Raw genomic sequence first — 17,218 nt, forward strand, 5'->3', positions numbered from 1 at the left:
CACACTGGAACCGTGCCAGCCAACCCCGCCTCCGCTCCATTTGTCTCCGTTTCGGCCGCCTCAGCTGATCCCGTAGCAGCGGCGGCCGGCTCCGCCGCTGCAGCCGACCAGTCGCAGTTCTCCTTCGCCGTTGGCACCCGCCTTGCTGACAGCTGTGCGCCGTCTTCTGCTCAGGTATCTGCCAGCGGCGGCGAATTCCTGGGCCGCACGGGGACCATCACCACTCCGCATGGCAAGATCCGCACCCCGGCGTTCATCGCCGTCGGGACCAAGGCCACGGTGAAGTCCGTCCTGCCGGAATCCATGGCGGACCTCGGTGCGCAGGCGCTCCTGGCCAACGCCTACCACCTGTACCTCCAGCCCGGGGCGGACATCCTGGACGAGGCTGGCGGGCTGGGCGCGTTTATGAACTGGTCCGGGCCCACGTTCACGGACTCCGGCGGGTTCCAGGTGATGAGCCTGGGGTCCGGGTTCAAGAAGGTCATCGACATGAAGTCGGTGGACACTTCCGGGCCGGACGACGCCGTGGCTCCGGGCAAGGAACGCCTGGCACATATTGACGACGACGGTGTCTGGTTTAAATCGCATCTCAACGGCGACCGCCACCGTTTCTCCCCCGAAATTTCCATGCAGGTCCAGCACCAGATCGGCGCGGACATCATATTCGCCTTCGACGAGCTGACCACGCTGCAGAACTCCCGCGGCTACCAGGAGGAATCACTGGAGCGCACGCGGCTGTGGGCCCTGCGCTGCCTCGAGGAGCATTTCCGGCTGACCGCCGAGCGGGTGGGGAAGCCGTACCAGGCCCTCTTTGGCGTGATCCAGGGTGCCCAGTATGAGGACCTGCGCCGGAAGGCCTGCCGGGACCTTGGCGCCATGGACTTCGACGGCTACGGCATCGGCGGGGCGCTGGAGAAGGAGAACCTGGGCACGATTGTGCGCTGGTGCAACGAGGAGCTGCCCGAGGACAAGCCGCGGCACCTGCTGGGCATCTCCGAGCCGGACGATATCTTCACAGCCATCGAGAACGGCGCGGACACCTTCGACTGTGTGTCCCCCACCCGTGTGGCCCGCAACTCCGCGTTCTACACGCCAGCCGGCCGCTTCAACCTCTCCGGCGCCAAGTACAAGCGCGACTTCGGCCCGCTCCAGGACGGCTGCGACTGCTACGCCTGCGCCAACTACTCGCGGGCCTACATCCACCACCTGTTCAAGGCCAAGGAAATGCTCTCCGCCACCCTGATCTCCATCCACAACGAGCGCTTCGTAGTGAAGATGGTGGACGATGCCCGGCTGGCCATCGAAGCCGGGACCTTTTTCGAGTTCAAGGCCGAGACTCTGGCGCAGTACTACCGCTAAGCGCCGGCCCGGGGGAGGCCGCCTAGACCCCGTAGCTTGTTTCGCGCTTCTTGATCCAGCCGATCACCAGGGACGTCACCGGCACAAACAGGAACTCCACGAGTGTCTTGTAAACAAAGCCCACCACCACGTAGTTCAGGAACATGCCGAAGTCCGTGATGCCGATGACAGAGGCGGCGATGCTGCAGAAAATCAGGGTGTCCACGAACTCGCCCGCGCCTGAGGAACCCATCAGCCGCGCCCAGAGTGACTTCTCCCCGGAGCGGGCCTTCATCTTCACCAGGATCCACGAGTTGATGGTCTGGCCGGCCAGGAATGCCAACAGCGAGGCCAGCACAATCTGCGGCACCGGACCAAGGGCCCCCTCAAGGGCGGCCTGCTTTGACGTGCCGAACTCGTCATCAAAGCCGGGCAGGGCGATGATCACCCAGTAGCAAACAGAGGCGAAGACGGACAAGGCGAAGGTGGTGACAATGGCTTTGCGCGCCACCTTGAAACCGTAGACCTCGCTGATCACATCGCCCAGGATGTAGGCGAGCGGGAAGAGGAAAAAGCCGCCGTCGGTGATGATCGGTCCGATCGCGACGCCCTTGGACGCCCCGATGTTGGACAGGATCAGCACCACGGCCATAAACGCCAGCATGATGCCGAAGTACGGCGAGCCGATTGATGCGAATTTCGGCGCCGTCCGGGCGGAATTGGCGACGGGCAGGGCGTCAGGGCCTGAGGGGGAAGGCATGGGAGATTCCATTCGTAGTGGTTCGCTCGGCGTACCGATCCCGCAATCAAAGTTGCGCTGGACGCCGGCTGTATTAGCACTGTCACGACATTCTCCCACTGAACAATAGGGCCCGACGCCGGATGGCAGGATAGTGCCATGACTTTAGCTTCAGCTGCCCTCCAGTCCCCCGTGTCCGCTCCCGCCGTCGTCCTGACCATCGCGGGATCCGAAGCCACAGGTGGCGCCGGGGCCCAGGCCGACCTGAAGACCTTCCAGGAACTGGGCGTGTTTGGCATTGCCAACCTGACCTGCATCGTGTCCTTCGATCCGAGCGACAACTGGAAGCACCGCTTTGTGCCCGTGGACCAGCAGGTCATTGCGGACCAGTTGGAAGCCACGACGGCGGCCTACGGTCCGGCGTCAGGGGTCACCGCCTCCGAGAGTGCTTCGGGCGAGCCTTCGGCTCCAGGCCGGCCGGTCCTGGACACCGTGAAAATCGGCATGCTGGGCAGCCCGGCCACCATCAGCACGGTCGCCGCGGCGCTGGAAACGGGCCGGTTCCGCAACGTCGTGCTGGATCCGGTGCTGATCTGCAAGGGCCAGGAGCCGGGCCACGCACTGGACACGGACCAGGCCCTGAAGGCGCAGATCCTGCCGCTGGCCACATTCGTCACGCCCAACCACTTCGAGGCGGAGTCGCTGTCCGGCCTGGCGATCACCGACGTCGAATCCCTGAAAGCCGCAGCAGTCCGCATCCACGAGCTCAGCGGCGCCGCGGTGCTGGCCAAGGGCGGCGTGCGGCTGGCAGGCCCGGACGCCATCGACGTTTACTACGACGGCGAGACCCTCGAAGTCCTCAGCTCTCCCAAGGTGGGCGAGGTGGCCGTGTCCGGTGCCGGCTGCTCCCTCGCCGCGGCGGTGACGGCCGAGCTGGCCAAGGGCGCCACGCCACTGGAGGCTGCCCGGGCCGCCAAGGACTTTGTCACCGCGGGCATCCGCAACCGCGTGGCCTCCGGCGCGCCGTTCGACGCCCTCTGGCAGGGTGGCCCGCGCTAGCTTCTTGAGTCTTCCAGCGGCGCCTTTTCCAGCCGGGCCTCTGCAAGCAAGTCGTCGGCTACCAGAGTCGCCGTCCGCACAATGAAGGCCCGACGGCGGTCGGCGCGGTCCGGAGCGGAGCCCGCCAAAAGTGCGTCGATCTGGGGCAGCACCGTCCAGCCGTCGCACAGGGTCACGATGGTGAGGACCAGGTCGGCGGCATCCGTGCGGTCGATTCCGGGCAGAACCTTCTGGATCTGGTCCACTTTTGCAGCGCAGTGGTCAGCACGTGTTGCCCGGTCCACGGTGTTTCTCCCGCGCTCCAGGCCTTCCCAGAACAGCAGCCGGGCCAGGGCACCGCCTTTTGTGTGACGGTCAAAAAGCCTGCCGGCGTACTCTCCGATGGACGCCGCGCCATGCCCCTCGATGGGGACCTCGGACATCACACGCACCAGTTCAGCGGCCAGGACGGCGTCGAACAGATCATCCTTCTTGCCGAAGTACTGGTAGATGCGTTCCTTGTTCACACCCGCTGCGGCCGCAATGCGGTCCACCCGGGCCCCCGCAAGGCCCTTCTCACTGAACTCCTCGGTGGCGGCAGTCAGCAGCAGTGCTTTCGTGCGCTCAGTATTCCAGGCCATGTCGCCATTCTACCCGTTTCCAACTAGGTAGTTGCACTTTTGTGGACCCCGTACTAGTCTCGCTTTTATCAAAAGCAACTAACTAGTTGGAGTTAGCCATGAATAGCACCCTCAGCCCCACAACAACTGCTTCCGTGCCAGCCGCCCCTACTCAGGCTCCGGTCACTTCTCACGGACCGGTGCCGCCCGTGCCGTCCATCCACGTCCGCGCCGTCATCACGTGGCTGGCCATCTTTCCGCTGGTGACCGTGGGCATGATGGTGGTGGCACCCCTGACCGAGGGCTGGCACCTGGTGCTCCGTGCCCTGGTCCTGACACTCGTGGTGGTTCCGGTTGCCGTCTACGTCGTCCTGCCGCGGCTTTTTGCCGGCTACGGCGCCCTGCTGCGCCGCCGCAATTCCCGCAAGACCCGGTAGTTAGTCTCAGTCCGGGGAACCCACGGTCACGAGCGCGGGTCGGCGACCTTCCCCATAAACAGCGGCAGGCCCGTTTCCACATGCACGATCTGGTAGTGGAACGGCCGGTCGAAGCTAATGACCCGCTCGGGCGGCGGCGGAGCGCTGGTGACAGCTCCGTTGATCTGGGTCACCGCGGCGGCAATCGTGCCCTTTTCGGCCACCGTGATGTTGGCGGCCTGTGCGGCCTGGGTGATCATCATCCCGGACTGGATGTTGTTGAAGTCCTCGGTGGTGTCGAGCGTCTTCTGGAGCCCCAATGACGCAAACACCTTCCGCAGGTCGAAACTGGACTTGTGGTCCCAGCGGGGCAGCTGGATCTGCACCGTCTCCAGCGTTGCAGCATCAAAGGCGTCCGCGACTTCCCTGAGCTTTTTCGCACCGAAGGCCGCGGAGGCGGGACGGGACCCGGCGGCGGCGTCCGCGTCGGCTCCGGCCGCCGGCAGGACCAACCGCATAACAAAACCGTCGGCGTAGGGCAGGTCCACGCCCTGCCAACCTGCGCCTTCCGCGTACTTCATCTTGAGCTCGTTGTGCATGGCAGGCGCGTCGATTTCCTCACCGGCGGCTGTGGTGAACGGCAGGTCCGAGGTGGCATTCGGGTCAAACGGCGCGCTCCAGGCGGAGGCAAAATACAGGGAATTGAGGAGGCTGAAGGTGTTCCTGGGATCGTACTCTGCCGGGGCTTCCTTGATCCGGCCACCCGTGTTCCTGTTGACCCAGGCATCGATGGCGGGCTTCGTTGCACCCTCATCGCTAAAGTCCACGGGATACACACCGGTTCCGTAGTGCCGGGCCAGAGTGTCCAGGAAGGACTCGCCGGTGGGCACACCCTTGTCCACGAACAACCCGTTGGCGGCGTGCATGACCGGTTTCCGCGGCGGGTTGTCCTCATCCACTGCGCCTGGGTCGCCGTCGAACTTCTCCAGCGAACTGAGGACCGCGTTCATTGCCTCGTCGCGATTCTCTGCGGGGAGTCCCAGGACGCTGTCCATCTCCGCCGCGGTCTCGCCCGACGCGCCGGAGCGAAGCATCGCGAGGGCAATCAGCAGGCTCCCGGGCGAGGACACGACGTTCCCGTTGGCGCCGTCGCCGCCGTCCGCCAGCAGAGCCTCGCCGAGGCCCAGGGCGGAAGCCCGGAAGGAGCGCAGTTCAGCGGAATAAGCCGCGCGGTCCACCGAAACCCGCTCCACGCCGTCGGCCTTGACCAACTCCGGCGGTGCGGGGGCCGGGGCCGCACATGCCGCCAGTCCCAGCACCGCACCCAAGGCCACCGCCCGCTGAAAACGAAACACCACTGTCGCCTCCCCCGGCACACAAGGGCGGGAATCCGCCTGCTCCCAGTGAACCAGCGACGGCGGCGCGAGACGATGCCTGAACGGTCACGCTTTGCACTCATTTTGGTCTCATCCAAACGCTCTCTCACTTAACGCAAGAAAACCCGGGACGCTCTCTCACCTTCCTCAAGAAAGTGAGAGAGCGCCCCGGGATTTGCCGCATTATCTGAGAGAGCGTCCGGGGTGCGGGGGCGATGCGGGTGGTGGGCGTACGACGGCGGGTGGCCACCCGCCGTCGTCCGCTCACTGGAGCTGCCCACAGCGCTAGGCGTTGATGAGGTCCTTGTCCTTGTCGTCGTCCTTGGCCGGGCGGTTCCAGGCATCGCCCTGTTCGCGGTCCAGGTGGGTGGCCTTCTTGTTCTTCAGGGCGAAGATGTAGACCACCAGCGAGATGGCAATGGCCACGGTGACGTAGGTGAAGAACAGGTCCACGCGCTCGGCCTTCTGGAAGGCCGCACCAAGCAGCGGGACCGTGCCGCCGAAGAGCGAGTTGGCGATCGCGTAACCAAGGCCCACACCGAGGGCACGGATGGAGGCGGGGAACAGTTCGGCCTTCACGAGGGCGTTGATGGAGGTGTAGCCGCCGACAATGAGCAGGCCGCCCAGCATCAGCAGGAACGCGGTGAACGGATCCTTGGTGCCGGCCAGGGTGGACAGCAGCGGCCAGGTGAACAACACACCCGTGATGCCGAACCAGAGCAGTAGCGGCCTGCGCCCGACCTTGTCCGAGATGATCCCGTAGACCGGCTGGAGAAGCATGAAGATGAACAGCGCCCAGAAGTTGATCACGGAGGTGTCGGTCTTGGCGATCCCGGAGGTATCGTTCATGAACTTCAGGATGAAGTTGGTGTAGGTGTAGAACGCCACGGTGCCGCCGAGGGTGACGCCGATGCAGATCAGCAGCGGCTTCCAGTGCTGGGTGAACAGCAGCTTCATGGTGCCGGGCTGCGCAACGCCGGCCACGGCCGGAACCTTGGCGGCCTCGACCTGCTCGGCGGACACGGTTTCTTCCATCGAGCGCCGCAGCCACAGGACCACGAGCGCGGCCACGCCACCGATCGCGAACGGGATACGCCAGCCCCACTCGGTCAGGGCGCCCTTGTCCATGGTGTTCTGCAGGATGACGAGAACCAGCAGGGCCAGCATCTGGCCCCCGATCAGGGTGACGTACTGGAAGCTGGAGAAGAACCCGCGTCGTTTGGACGTGGCGGCCTCGGACATGTACGTGGCGCTGGTGCCGTATTCGCCGCCCACGGAGAAGCCCTGGACCAGCCGCACAAGGATCAGCAGAATCAGCGCCCAGACACCGATCTGCTGCGTCGTCGGCAGGATGGCGATGGCGAAGGAACCGGCGGACATGATCGTCACGCTGAGCGTCAGCGCGGCCTTGCGCCCCTTGCGGTCCGCATAGCGGCCGAAGAACCAGGCGCCGACCGGGCGCATCAGGAACGACGTCGAGAAGACGGCCATCGCCTCGAGTCCGGCCTGCAGGTCGTCCTGGGAATTGAAGAAGTGCGACTGGAAATAGGCCGCGAAAACTGTGTAAACGTAGAGGTCGTACCACTCCACGAGGTTGCCGGCAGAGCCTTTGAGAATGTTGCTCACGGCCCGGCGGGTCTGTGCTGCTTCGCTCTGGACTTCGGCCTGCTGGGTGCTCATCGCTGAACCTTCCTTGGCTGCGGCGCCAGAAATTCATGGCGTTGTTTCGTGCTGTCCATGGCTACGTTGCCCATGGTTCCTCCTCGACGTTGACGGTCCCCCTCAAACGCCGAGGGCCTCATCCAAGTTATGCGTGATGCAAGGCACATCCAACGTGGGAGGGCATTTCCTAACACTTCCTTAGGTTTCGCCGGGAGAAGGGGTAATCTCCAAAGCGGGCAGATTGACCTTGCCCGCTCAGCGAATAAGGGAACCAGGCCATGGAGTTGCTCATCGTCGAGGACGACGACGCCATGGCGTCCGCCCTCGCCGCCGCCGTCGCGACCGCGGGGCACAACCCCACCCGGGTTGCCCGCGGAGCCGACGCCCTGCTGGTCCACCGGAAGTTCGAAGTGATCCTGCTGGACCTCGGCCTTCCCGATATGGACGGCCTGGAGGTGCTGCGGAATCTGCGCCAGGTCACGCCGGTGCCCATCCTGATTCTGACCGCGCGCGACGACGAACGCAGCGTGGTGCTCGGCCTGCGGTCCGGAGCGGACGACTACCTCGTCAAGCCAGTGAAGCTCGTGGAACTTCTTGCCCGCATCGAAGCCGTCACCCGGCGTGCCGGGCGCTATCGCGGCACGCGGCAGCAGAGTGTGGTGCTGGGTGATCTTGAGATCGACCTCGAGCGGCGCGTGGCGGCCCTCCGTTCCGAGGTGCTCCCGCTGACGGCCACCGAATTTGACCTGCTGGCACTGTTGGCCAGCCACGCCGGTTCGGTGGTCACCCGTGAACAGATCCTGGACGCGCTGTGGGGCGACGCCTTCGTGGCCTCGTCCCGGTCCCTTGACGTGCACCTGACGGGGCTGCGGGCCAAGCTCCAGTTGCCGGGCTTCATCATCAACGTCCGCGGCGTCGGCTACCGGGTGGAGGCGGACCCGGCGTGAAACTGCGCGTCTTGGGCATCCTGAGTGTCCTGGCGGTACTTATCGTCATCATCACGTCCAACGCCATCCTGACCTCGGCCAGCCGCGAACTAACCCAGGAACTCCAGATCAACCGTGCCGCGTCGCTCAACCGCCTGGCACAGGTGGCGTTCGACGCAGCTTCCGTCGGCGAGACCGCTCAATTGCAGACGGAGATGGACCGGTATTCCGAGCTCTACGGCGAAGGAGTCCTGATCCGCCTCCAGCAGGGCACCCTGCGATCCGGCGGCCTGAGCGAGGACCGGCCCGACGTCCGGGACGCCGTGGCCAGGGCGAACCTGAACCTCAGCGACACCACGCTCAGCCCGCTGCAGCCGTTCGGGCCTTCCTCTGAGGTGATCTCCCGCTCCTTCGGCAGCGCGAGCCAGGTCCTGGGTGAGGCCGTCCTCGAGGTCAACCTGGACGCCGCCCGGCAGAAACTGCGGGGGCGGTGGCTCATCGTCGCATTGGCGGGGGCGGCGCTGGCTGCGGTGCTTCTGCTGGGTGCGGCCCGCGTGACCGAGTGGGTGCTGCGCCCCGTACATCGGCTGAACGCCGCCGTCACGGAGCTTGAGGCAACAGGCCGGACCGGTCAGCTTCCCGAGGCCGGGCCCCCGGAACTTCGGGAACTGAGCCGTTCATTCACCACCATGGCGCAGACCGTTAGCCACAGCCTCGACTCCCAGCGGCAACTGATAGCTGACACGTCGCACGAACTGCGCAATCCCGTGGGCGCCCTGCGGCTCAGGATCGATCTGCTGCAGCTGGAACTGAAGACCGCCCGGGAACACGACGCCGCGGCAGGGGTGCTGGCCGAGCTCGAACGTGTCGAGGAGATCCTCGACGGGGTGCTTCGGCTGGCGGCCGCCGAGCACCGGGCGTCCGAGGACTCCGCCCGGGGCCCGCTGAGAACCCCGTCGCGTGACGTTCAAGCTCCGCTTGATCCCTACCCGGTCCTGCAGGAAGAAACCGAACGGGCGGGCCCCGCCGCCCAGCGCGGCGGAGCATCGATCCTGCTGGCAGATCCGCCGGCCCCCGCCGTGCACATCGCGTGCAGCGCCGCAGAGCTGGCCCAGATGGTCGGCGAACTTCTGAACAACGCCATCAAATACGCTCCCGACGCCCACATCTCGGTTGCCGCCCGCGAGCGCCAAGGAACGGTTTCCATCGAAGTGTCCGACGACGGCCCCGGGCTTTCCGCCGACGAACGGACAGCGGCCACCAGCCGCTTCTGGCGGTCCCCGGCGCACCGGAAGATCCCCGGCACCGGGCTGGGCATGACCATCGTGGACAAGCTGGCAGCCGCCAACGGTGGCCAGCTCGTGCTTGCAGAGGCCTCGCCGCATGGCCTGATCGCGCGCATCGAGTTTCCTCGCGCCGCGGATGTGCCTGGGCTTTTTGCCGGGCCGGAGCAGGCCGGGCCGGAGCAGGCCGGGCCGGAGCAGGCGGCACCGCGTGGGTGACCTGACCGGGGGGCGCCTGACCGGAGCGCGGGCCCTGCCCCCGCGGCCTGAGGTGCTCCCTTGTCCCCCGCGGCGGACCGTCCTCAAGGCCGGCGTCGCGGCCGGGTTGTCCGGACTGCTCCTGCCGGCCCTCAGCGCGTGCACGCCCACTGACCGCCCGGGCACCGTCACTGTGGCCGGCGGCGAGCCCGGAGGCTTCTACCTCGAGTTCGCCGAGCTGCTGGCGGCGTCCCTCCAGCGTCACGGCGTTGCCGGCCAAGCCACGGCCCTGACTACCGGCGGCAGCCTGGACAACCTCGAACATCTGCTGACCGGCAAAGCCACGTTCGCCGTCGCGCTCGCGGATTCGGCTGCCCAAAGCACAGCGGCGGGTGAGCCGCCCGCCGTCGGACTCTCCGCCGTCGGAAAGGTGTACGAGAACTACGTCCACTGCGTCATCCGGCACAACAGCGAAATCCGGGACATTAGCGGGCTTGCCGGCCGCACCGTGGCTGTCGGCGAGCCCGGCTCGGGGACGTCGCTGACCACTCCGCGGCTGCTTGAGGCTGCCGGACTGAGCAGCACTGCGGGCACCGCCGGCGGCGTCACGGTGCTGAGCCTCGGCCTCAACGAGGGCCTCGCGGCACTGCGGGACGGAACGGTGGACGCGCTGTTTTGGTCAGGTGGCGTGCCTACCGCCGCCATTGCCGCCGCGAACGACGACGTCGGGCTGGGTTTCCTGGATCTGTCGCCGCTGCTGCCGGCACTGCGGGCCAAATACGGCGTCTTCTACGACCGGGTGCTGATCCCGGCGGGCGCCTACGCGGGCATTCCGTCCGTGTGGACCGTGGGAGTGGCGAACCTGCTGCTGTGCCGGAGCGATCTTGATGACCGAACGGTTAAGCGGACCGTCGAACTGCTGGTGGGCCACGCCGAGGAACTGATTCCGCGTTCCAGCCTGGGGGTCCAGTTCCTGAGCCCCGAATCCTTGATCAACACCGCCGGTTTGCCCCTGCACCCCGGCGCCGCTGCCGCGTACCGGGAACTCCACGGGTAAGGAAACGCTCTTTCACTTGCTGCAGAAAATACGGGAACGCTCTCTCACTTTCTCCAAGAAAGTGAGCGAACGTCAGGGAAAAACCCGCATTAAGCCTGTATGCCCCTTGCGGGGCGCCCGTTCCGGGCTGAAAATGTGCCTGTGGTCGCCTGCCGACGCCGTAGTCACTATGGTTCTTTCAGTCCGTCATTAAGCCGGGCGCCGGGGATCACGCCGTGGGCCCTTCACTGTTTCCTTTTACCGAGAACGAGGACTAGATTCCGATTTTTCCCGGTGATCCCCGCGGGCGGCCGCTTCGATAATCAGAAGTTCCGCTCTGTGAGGAGATGAGCAGTAGCCATGCTGGCTGAAACCCAGGATGAGGATCAGATCATTGCCAGAGTCGCCGCGATCGACATTGGCAAGGCCGAACTCGTGTGTTGTGTCCGGGTCCCCGCGGAAGGGGACCGGAGGAAACGGTTGCAGGAGGTGTCCACGCACTCCACGATGACGCGGTCGTTGATGGAGCTGGCCAACCATCTCGTGGACCTCCGGATCGAGCGGGTCGTGATGGAGGCGACTTCGGACTATTGGAAGCCGGTGTTTTACCTCCTGGAGGCGCACGGGCTCGAGCCGTGGCTGGTCAACGCCCGCGACGTGAAGCATCTGCCGGGCCGGCCGAAGACGGACGTGCTCGATTCCGTGTGGCTGTGCAAGGTCGCCGAGCGGCAGATGCTGCGGCCCAGTTTCGTCCCGCCTGCCCCGATCCGCCGGCTGCGGGACCTGACCCGGTACCGCGCTGATCTGGTCGGAACCCGGACCGCGGAGAAGAACCGGGTCGAAAAACTCCTCGAGGACGCGTGCATCAAGCTCTCCGTCGTCGCTTCGGATATTTTCGGGGTGTCCGGGCGGGAAATGATGGCGGCGCTCATCGCCGGCGAACGGAACCCGAGTAGGCTCGCGCAGCTGGCCCGGACCCGGATGCGGGGGAAGATCAGCGAACTTGAGGAGGCCTTCACCGGCCAATTTGATGACCACCACGCCTTCCTGCTGGCCCGGATGCTGGCAAGGATCGACGGCATCGATGCCGATATCGCCGCGGTCGATGAACAGATCGAGGGGCAGTTGGCCCCTTTCGCGGCGGCAGCGGAACGCCTGGATGAGATCCCGGGCATCGGCCCCGTCGCTGCTGCCGCTATTATCGCCGAAATCGGGGTAGACATGACCCGGTTCCCGACCGCGGGGCACCTGTGTTCCTGGGCGAAGTTCTCCCCGGGCATCAACTCCTCCGCGGGGAAGACCAAGGGAAACGGCTCGACCGGACACGGCAACCGCTATCTCGCCCGGGTCCTGGGCGAGGCCGCCGTCGGGGCCAGCAAAACTCACACCTTTCTGGGCGAACGCCACCAGAGGATCGCGCGGCGGCGGGGCAAGAAACGCGCTATCGTCGCCACCGGACGTTCCATCCTCGTGATCATCTGGCACCTGCTCCAAGACCCGGACGCCCGGTTCAACGACCTCGGCCCCGACTACTTCAGCCGCCGCACCGACCCCGAGAGCAGAAAACGAGGCCACATCCGCCAGCTCGAAGCCCTCGGCTACACCGTCACCCTCGCACCCGCAGCCTGACCCTACCCCGTCTTCATACCAACACCAACACCCGCCAGACCACGACGGAGTGCACCACAGTGCGCACCGACCGCGGTCACGTCCCCTCCATTTTCGGACTAGTGAGAGAGCGTCCTGGGGTCAGCTCCCCGAGTGCGCCGCCAGGAACGAGTAGACCTCGGTCTCGTCCACGCCGGGGAACGCGCCGGGCGGCATCGCGGCCAGCAGGTGCGTGTTGGCGCGAGCCGCCGGCCAGGCGTTTCCGGCCCACTCGGAGGCCAGTGCTGCCGGGGGCCGCTTGCAGCAGTTCGGGTCGGGACACGTGGACTTTTCGCGCGCCGTGGTTTCCCGGCCGCGGAACCATTTCACGTGCTGGTACGGCACCCCGATGCTCAGGGAGAACTCGCCGCTGGCCGATCGCTCCGTCCGGGCCGTGCACCAATACGTGCCGGACGGAGTATCCGTGTACTGGCTGTACGCGCTGAACTTGTCCGGCACATCAAACACCGCCCGCGAGGTCCAGGCCTTGCACGACGGCTGGCCCTCAATGGCGCCGGTGTGGTCCATCGGGAAGGTCACGCCGTCGTTCTCGTAGGCCTTGTAGATGATGCCGCTCTTGTGGGTCTTCTGGAAGTGGGTGGTGATGCCCAGGTGCTTCGTGGCCAGGTTGGTGAAGCGGTGCGCGGCGGTCTCGTAGGAGACGGCAAAGGCGTCACGGATGTCCTCAACCGCGATTTCCTTGGCAGCCTTGGCCTTCTGCAGGAAATCCACGGTGGCCTGCTCGGGCAGCAGGAGCGCGGCCGCGAAGTAGTTGGTGGCCACCCGCTGGCCGAGGAAGTCGCCGTAGTTTTTCGGCGTCTCGTGCCCCAGGACATAGTGCCCCAGCGCCTGCAACAGCACCGAGCGGGGATCGTGGTCCTGCCGCTGGCTCTGCGTCAGGTAAATTCTGTGATTCTTCAAATCCGTCACTGAACGGGTGGAATGCGGCAGGTCGCTCACGTGATGGAGGGTGAATCCGAGCTTCTCGGCGATGTCGGCGATGACGTGCTGGCTCAGCGGCCCGGCCGTGTAACCCACCAGTCCCAGGACCTTCTGGGCCTCGGCCTCATACTCCGGGAAGTAGTTGCCGCGCTCACGCATCATGGCACGCAGCTCACCGTTCGCGCGGCGGGCTTCCTCCGGAGTCGCCACCTGCTCGTTAAGCTTGCGTTCGAGCTCGTGCAGCAGCCCCACCTGCGCCTCCAGCACATCGACCGGAAGCCGCGAGCTGATGCGGATTTTGGGCAGATTAAGGGACTCGTACAGGGGCCCGCGCTGGTAGCGTTCCAGCTCAATTTCCAGGGCCGCACGGCGGCTCGGCGGCTCGGAGCCAAGCAACTGGTCGATGCTCACGTTCAGGGCCGCGGCCAGCCCCTGCAGCAGGGAAAGCTTGGGCTCCCGCTTGCCGTTTTCGATCAGGCTCAACTGGCTGGGGGCGGTCCCGACGGCGGCGCCCAGGTCATCGAGTGTGTACCCGGCCTGCTTGCGCAGATGCCGCACGCGGCGGCCCAGGCTGATGACGTCCAGTTCCGCGGAGGCGGCGGACGACGGCGGTAGGGCGACTTCGCGGTTCCAGCTTCCAGGCGTCATTTCTTGAGGATACGCGAAGAAGTGCATTTCTTTCCACAGTTTTCCCCTAGAGAAGTGTTGTGAAGTGCTGAAAAGTAGTAATCACGGAAAGAAACACCGCACCGGGGTAGCCGGCCGGAGTTGCAAGGAAGCAGCTCCGGCCGGCGGATTAAGCACCCGGAGCTCAATCAAGGAGACAACGATGACTGCAGCATTTGAGCCCACCCAGCAGACGCCCGAAGAGCAGGCCGCCGCCCTGGAGCTTGAGTGGGCCGCCAATCCCCGCTGGGAAGGTGTGACCCGTGACTACAAGGCCTCGGACGTCGTCAAGCTCCGCGGCCGTGTCTCCGAAGAGCACACGCTGGCCCGCCGCGGATCCGAGAAGCTCTGGAAGCAGCTCACCGAAGAGCACAAGACCGGCGGGTACACCAATGCCCTGGGCGCCCTGACCGGCAACCAGGCCGTGCAGCAGGTCAAGGCCGGCCTCCGTGCCATCTACCTCTCGGGCTGGCAGGTTGCCGCGGACGCCAACAACTCCGGCCACACCTACCCGGACCAGTCCCTGTACCCCGCCAACTCGGTTCCGACGGTTGTCCGCCGCATCAACAACGCCCTCCTCCGCGCAGACCAGATCGAATTCTCCGAAGGCATCCAGACAGTTGAGGACTGGATGGTCCCGATCGTTGCCGACGCCGAGGCCGGCTTCGGTGGCCCGCTGAACGCCTACGAGCTCATGAAATCCATGATCCAGGCCGGCGCGTCAGGCGTGCACTGGGAAGACCAGCTCGCCTCGGAAAAGAAGTGCGGCCACCTCGGCGGCAAGGTGCTCATCCCCACCCAGCAGCACGTCCGCACGCTGAACGCCGCACGCCTGGCCGCCGACGTCGCCGGCACCCCCTCTGTGGTCATCGCCCGCACCGACGCCGAGGCAGCCACCCTGATCACCTCCGACGTCGATCCCCGCGACCAGGAATTCGTCACCGGCGAACGCACCCCGGAAGGCTTCTACAAGGTCCGCAACGGCATCGAACCCTGCATCGCCCGCGCCAAGGCCTACGCCCCGTACTCTGACCTCATCTGGATGGAGACGGGCACCCCGGACCTGGAGCTGGCCCGCAAGTTCGCCGAGGCCGTCAAGGCCGACTTCCCGGACCAGATGCTCTCCTACAACTGCTCGCCGTCGTTCAACTGGCGCAAGCACCTGGACGACGCCACCATTGCGAAGTTCCAGCGTGAACTCGGCGCCATGGGCTTCACGTTCCAGTTCATCACCCTGGCCGGCTTCCACGCCCTGAACTACTCGATGTTCGATCTCGCCCACGGTTACGCCCGTGAAGGCATGAGCGCCTACGTCGAGCTGCAGGAAAAGGAATTCGCCTCCGAGTCCCGCGGCTACACCGCGACCAAGCACCAGCGCGAAGTCGGCACCGGCTACTTCGACGACATTGCAACTGCGCTCAACCCGAACGCATCAACCCTGGCACTGGTGGGATCCACCGAAGAAGGCCAGTTCCACTAATCCCCAGCCGCCCCCTCCACTCGCAAGCTCGCGAGGGAACCCGGCGGCCGTGGCCCCCTCCCCAAGTAAGTAGCAGTAAGTGTCGTTTTGGAGGCTCAAAACGACACTTACTGCTACCCAGTTTGGGCACAGCACCAGGAGACCGAAATGAACACCTTCACTGACAGCTTCACCATCAACGGGATCACTTTGACCGCGCAGCCCATCTGCCGGCAGAACGAGGTTCTCACTCCGGATGCACTGGAGTTTGTCGCCAAGCTGCACCGGGCCACGGCCGAGCGCCGGCAGGAACTGCTGCAGGCACGCCGGACCCGCCGGGCGGACATCGCCGGCGGCCAGGACCCCAGGTTCCTCCGCGAAACAGAGGACATCCGCAACGACCCGTCGTGGCGCGTCGCTCCCCCGGCTCCGGGCCTGGAGGACCGCCGGGTGGAGATCACCGGACCGGTGGACAAGAAAATGACCATCAACGCGCTGAACTCCGGCGCGAAGGTGTGGCTGGCTGACATGGAGGACTCCTCCACCCCCACGTGGCGGAACGTCATCAAGGGCCAGCTGAACCTCACCGACGCGCTGGAACGCCGGATCGACTTCACCTCCCCCGAGGGCAAGGAATACAAGCTCCGCCCGGCCGGCGAGCTGCCCACCATCGTGGTCCGCCCCCGCGGCTGGCACCTGCCCGAGAAGCACATGATCATCGACGGCGCTCCCGTGGCCGGCGGCATCGTGGACTTCGGCCTGTTCTTCTTCCACAACGCCCGGCGCCTCCTGGCCCAGGGCAAGGGACCGTACTTCTACCTGCCCAAGATCGAGAACCACCTCGAGGCACGCCTGTGGAATGACATCTTCATCCTCGCCCAGGACCTGCTGGGCATCCCGCAGGGCACCATCCGCGCCACCGTGCTGATCGAGACCATCACCGCGGCGTTCGAAATGGAGGAGATCCTCTACGAACTGCGTGATCACGCCTCAGGCCTGAACGCCGGCCGCTGGGACTATATCTTCTCCCTGATCAAGAACTTCCGCACCCGCGGCCCCCGGTTCGTCCTGCCGGACCGCGCCCAGGTGACCATGACCCAGCCGTTCATGCGCGCCTACACCGAACAGCTGGTCCGTGCCTGCCACAAGCGCGGCGCCATGGCCATCGGCGGTATGGCCGCCGCCGTCCCCAACCGCAAGGACGAGGCTGCCAACACCAACGCGTTCGAGAAGGTCCGTGCCGACAAGACCCGCGAGGCCAGCGACGGCTTCGATGGCTCCTGGGTGGCCCACCCGGACCTGGTTCCGGTCTGCCGCGAAGTGTTCGACGCCACCCTCGGCGAGCGTCCCAACCAGCTGGACCGCACCCGTGAGGACGTCATCCCCGATGACCGCGCCCTCATCAACGTGGCCGCCACGGCAGGCACCATCACCGAGCAGGGCATCCGGAACAACATCGAGGTAGGCATCCGCTACATCGAGTCCTGGCTCCGCGGGAACGGCGCCGTCGCCATCCACAACCTCATGGAAGACGCCGCCACCGCGGAAATCTCCCGCTCCCAGATTTGGCAGTGGATGTTCGCGTCCGCCATCACCGACCGCGGCGAAATCATCACCCACCAGTGGATCGAGGAACTGCTCGACGAAGAGTTCGCGCGCCTGGAACGCTTCGACGGCGACCGCTTCGAAGACTCCCGCGACATCTTCGAGGAAGTCACGCTCAGCCAGGACTTCCCGTCCTTCCTGACCCTCCCCGCCTACGCCCGCTACCTCACCGAGGCCCGCGAAAAGGCAACCAAAGAGGAGCTCGCCGCGGCCTAGGCTGCAGCAGGCTCACTGAATAGATTTCCGTCCGCCGGGCAGGCACGCCCT

General features: G+C 65.7%; 14 protein-coding genes. 9 read left to right on the forward strand and 5 right to left on the reverse strand.

The genetic code is table 11. The features are described from left to right. Window positions 1-12 precede the first annotated feature (12 nt). Window positions 13-1,359 carry a tRNA guanosine(34) transglycosylase Tgt gene (gene tgt / locus AU252_RS07140; protein WP_058930123.1) on the forward strand — a complete coding sequence of 449 codons (1,347 nt, stop codon included), beginning with the start codon at window positions 13-15 and terminating at the stop codon, window positions 1,357-1,359. A 22-nt stretch (window positions 1,360-1,381) separates the two neighbouring features. Here tgt and AU252_RS07145 read toward each other — a convergent pair whose 3' ends face one another. Continuing rightward, window positions 1,382-2,098 (reverse strand): queuosine precursor transporter, encoded by a 717-nt coding sequence (locus tag AU252_RS07145; RefSeq protein WP_058930124.1) that lies wholly within the window; start codon window positions 2,096-2,098, stop codon window positions 1,382-1,384. A gap of 138 nt (window positions 2,099-2,236) precedes the next feature. Here AU252_RS07145 and AU252_RS07150 point away from each other — a divergent pair, with 138 nt between their 5' ends. Further along, window positions 2,237-3,136, forward strand: a complete 900-nt coding sequence (locus AU252_RS07150; RefSeq protein WP_058930125.1) for a hydroxymethylpyrimidine/phosphomethylpyrimidine kinase — start codon at window positions 2,237-2,239, stop codon at window positions 3,134-3,136. On the opposite strand, the gene AU252_RS07155 is transcribed toward AU252_RS07150, so the two are convergent. Next, on the reverse strand, window positions 3,133-3,756 hold the full coding sequence (locus tag AU252_RS07155; RefSeq protein ID WP_058930126.1) for a TetR/AcrR family transcriptional regulator: 624 nt from the start codon (window positions 3,754-3,756) through the stop codon (window positions 3,133-3,135). The genes AU252_RS07150 and AU252_RS07155 overlap by 4 nt on opposite strands. A gap of 98 nt (window positions 3,757-3,854) precedes the next feature. Between AU252_RS07155 and AU252_RS07160 the strand changes: the two genes are divergently transcribed. Continuing rightward, complete coding sequence (locus tag AU252_RS07160; protein ID WP_058930127.1) at window positions 3,855-4,172, forward strand: hypothetical protein; 318 nt, start codon at window positions 3,855-3,857, stop codon at window positions 4,170-4,172. Between the two features lie 26 nt (window positions 4,173-4,198). On the opposite strand, the gene AU252_RS07165 is transcribed toward AU252_RS07160, so the two are convergent. Both AU252_RS07165 and AU252_RS07170 read right to left on the reverse strand, forming a co-directional pair. After that, a complete protein-coding gene (locus tag AU252_RS07165; protein ID WP_240484340.1) occupies window positions 4,199-5,509 on the reverse strand; it encodes a serpin family protein in 1,311 nt (436 codons plus the stop codon). A 303-nt stretch (window positions 5,510-5,812) separates the two neighbouring features. Continuing rightward, window positions 5,813-7,207 carry an MFS transporter gene (locus AU252_RS07170; RefSeq protein ID WP_058930128.1) on the reverse strand — a complete coding sequence of 465 codons (1,395 nt, stop codon included), beginning with the start codon at window positions 7,205-7,207 and terminating at the stop codon, window positions 5,813-5,815. A 260-nt stretch (window positions 7,208-7,467) separates the two neighbouring features. On the opposite strand from AU252_RS07170, the gene AU252_RS07175 reads away from it, so the two are divergent. The 4 genes from AU252_RS07175 (at window position 7,468) to AU252_RS07190 (ending at window position 12,261) form a co-directional block, all read left to right on the forward strand. Then, window positions 7,468-8,136 carry a response regulator transcription factor gene (locus tag AU252_RS07175; RefSeq protein WP_058930129.1) on the forward strand — a complete coding sequence of 223 codons (669 nt, stop codon included), beginning with the start codon at window positions 7,468-7,470 and terminating at the stop codon, window positions 8,134-8,136. Further along, the gene (locus AU252_RS07180) at window positions 8,133-9,617 is read left to right on the forward strand and encodes a sensor histidine kinase (protein ID WP_083510304.1); all 1,485 of its coding nucleotides are present in this window, start codon (window positions 8,133-8,135) and stop codon (window positions 9,615-9,617) included. Before AU252_RS07175 ends, AU252_RS07180 begins: the two co-directional genes overlap by 4 nt. A 34-nt stretch (window positions 9,618-9,651) precedes the next feature. Further along, a complete protein-coding gene (locus tag AU252_RS07185; protein WP_058932804.1) occupies window positions 9,652-10,653 on the forward strand; it encodes a TAXI family TRAP transporter solute-binding subunit in 1,002 nt (333 codons plus the stop codon). 339 nt (window positions 10,654-10,992) lie between these two features. Next, the gene (locus AU252_RS07190) at window positions 10,993-12,261 is read left to right on the forward strand and encodes an IS110 family transposase (RefSeq protein ID WP_058930130.1); all 1,269 of its coding nucleotides are present in this window, start codon (window positions 10,993-10,995) and stop codon (window positions 12,259-12,261) included. Window positions 12,262-12,381: 120 nt separating this feature from the next. Here the strand turns inward: AU252_RS07190 and AU252_RS07195 are convergent, their stop codons facing one another. Beyond that, entirely contained in the window at window positions 12,382-13,896 is a 1,515-nt protein-coding gene (locus AU252_RS07195; RefSeq protein WP_058930131.1) for an XRE family transcriptional regulator, read from the reverse strand. A gap of 154 nt (window positions 13,897-14,050) precedes the next feature. Here AU252_RS07195 and aceA point away from each other — a divergent pair, with 154 nt between their 5' ends. Next, a complete protein-coding gene (gene aceA / locus AU252_RS07200; RefSeq protein WP_058930132.1) occupies window positions 14,051-15,367 on the forward strand; it encodes an isocitrate lyase in 1,317 nt (438 codons plus the stop codon). A gap of 147 nt (window positions 15,368-15,514) precedes the next feature. Beyond that, on the forward strand, window positions 15,515-17,167 hold the full coding sequence (aceB, locus tag AU252_RS07205; RefSeq protein WP_058930133.1) for a malate synthase A: 1,653 nt from the start codon (window positions 15,515-15,517) through the stop codon (window positions 17,165-17,167). Window positions 17,168-17,218: the final 51 nt, after the last annotated feature.

The sequence above is a fragment of the Pseudarthrobacter sulfonivorans genome (genome assembly GCF_001484605.1).
GTDB lineage: Bacteria > Actinomycetota > Actinomycetes > Actinomycetales > Micrococcaceae > Arthrobacter > Arthrobacter sulfonivorans_A.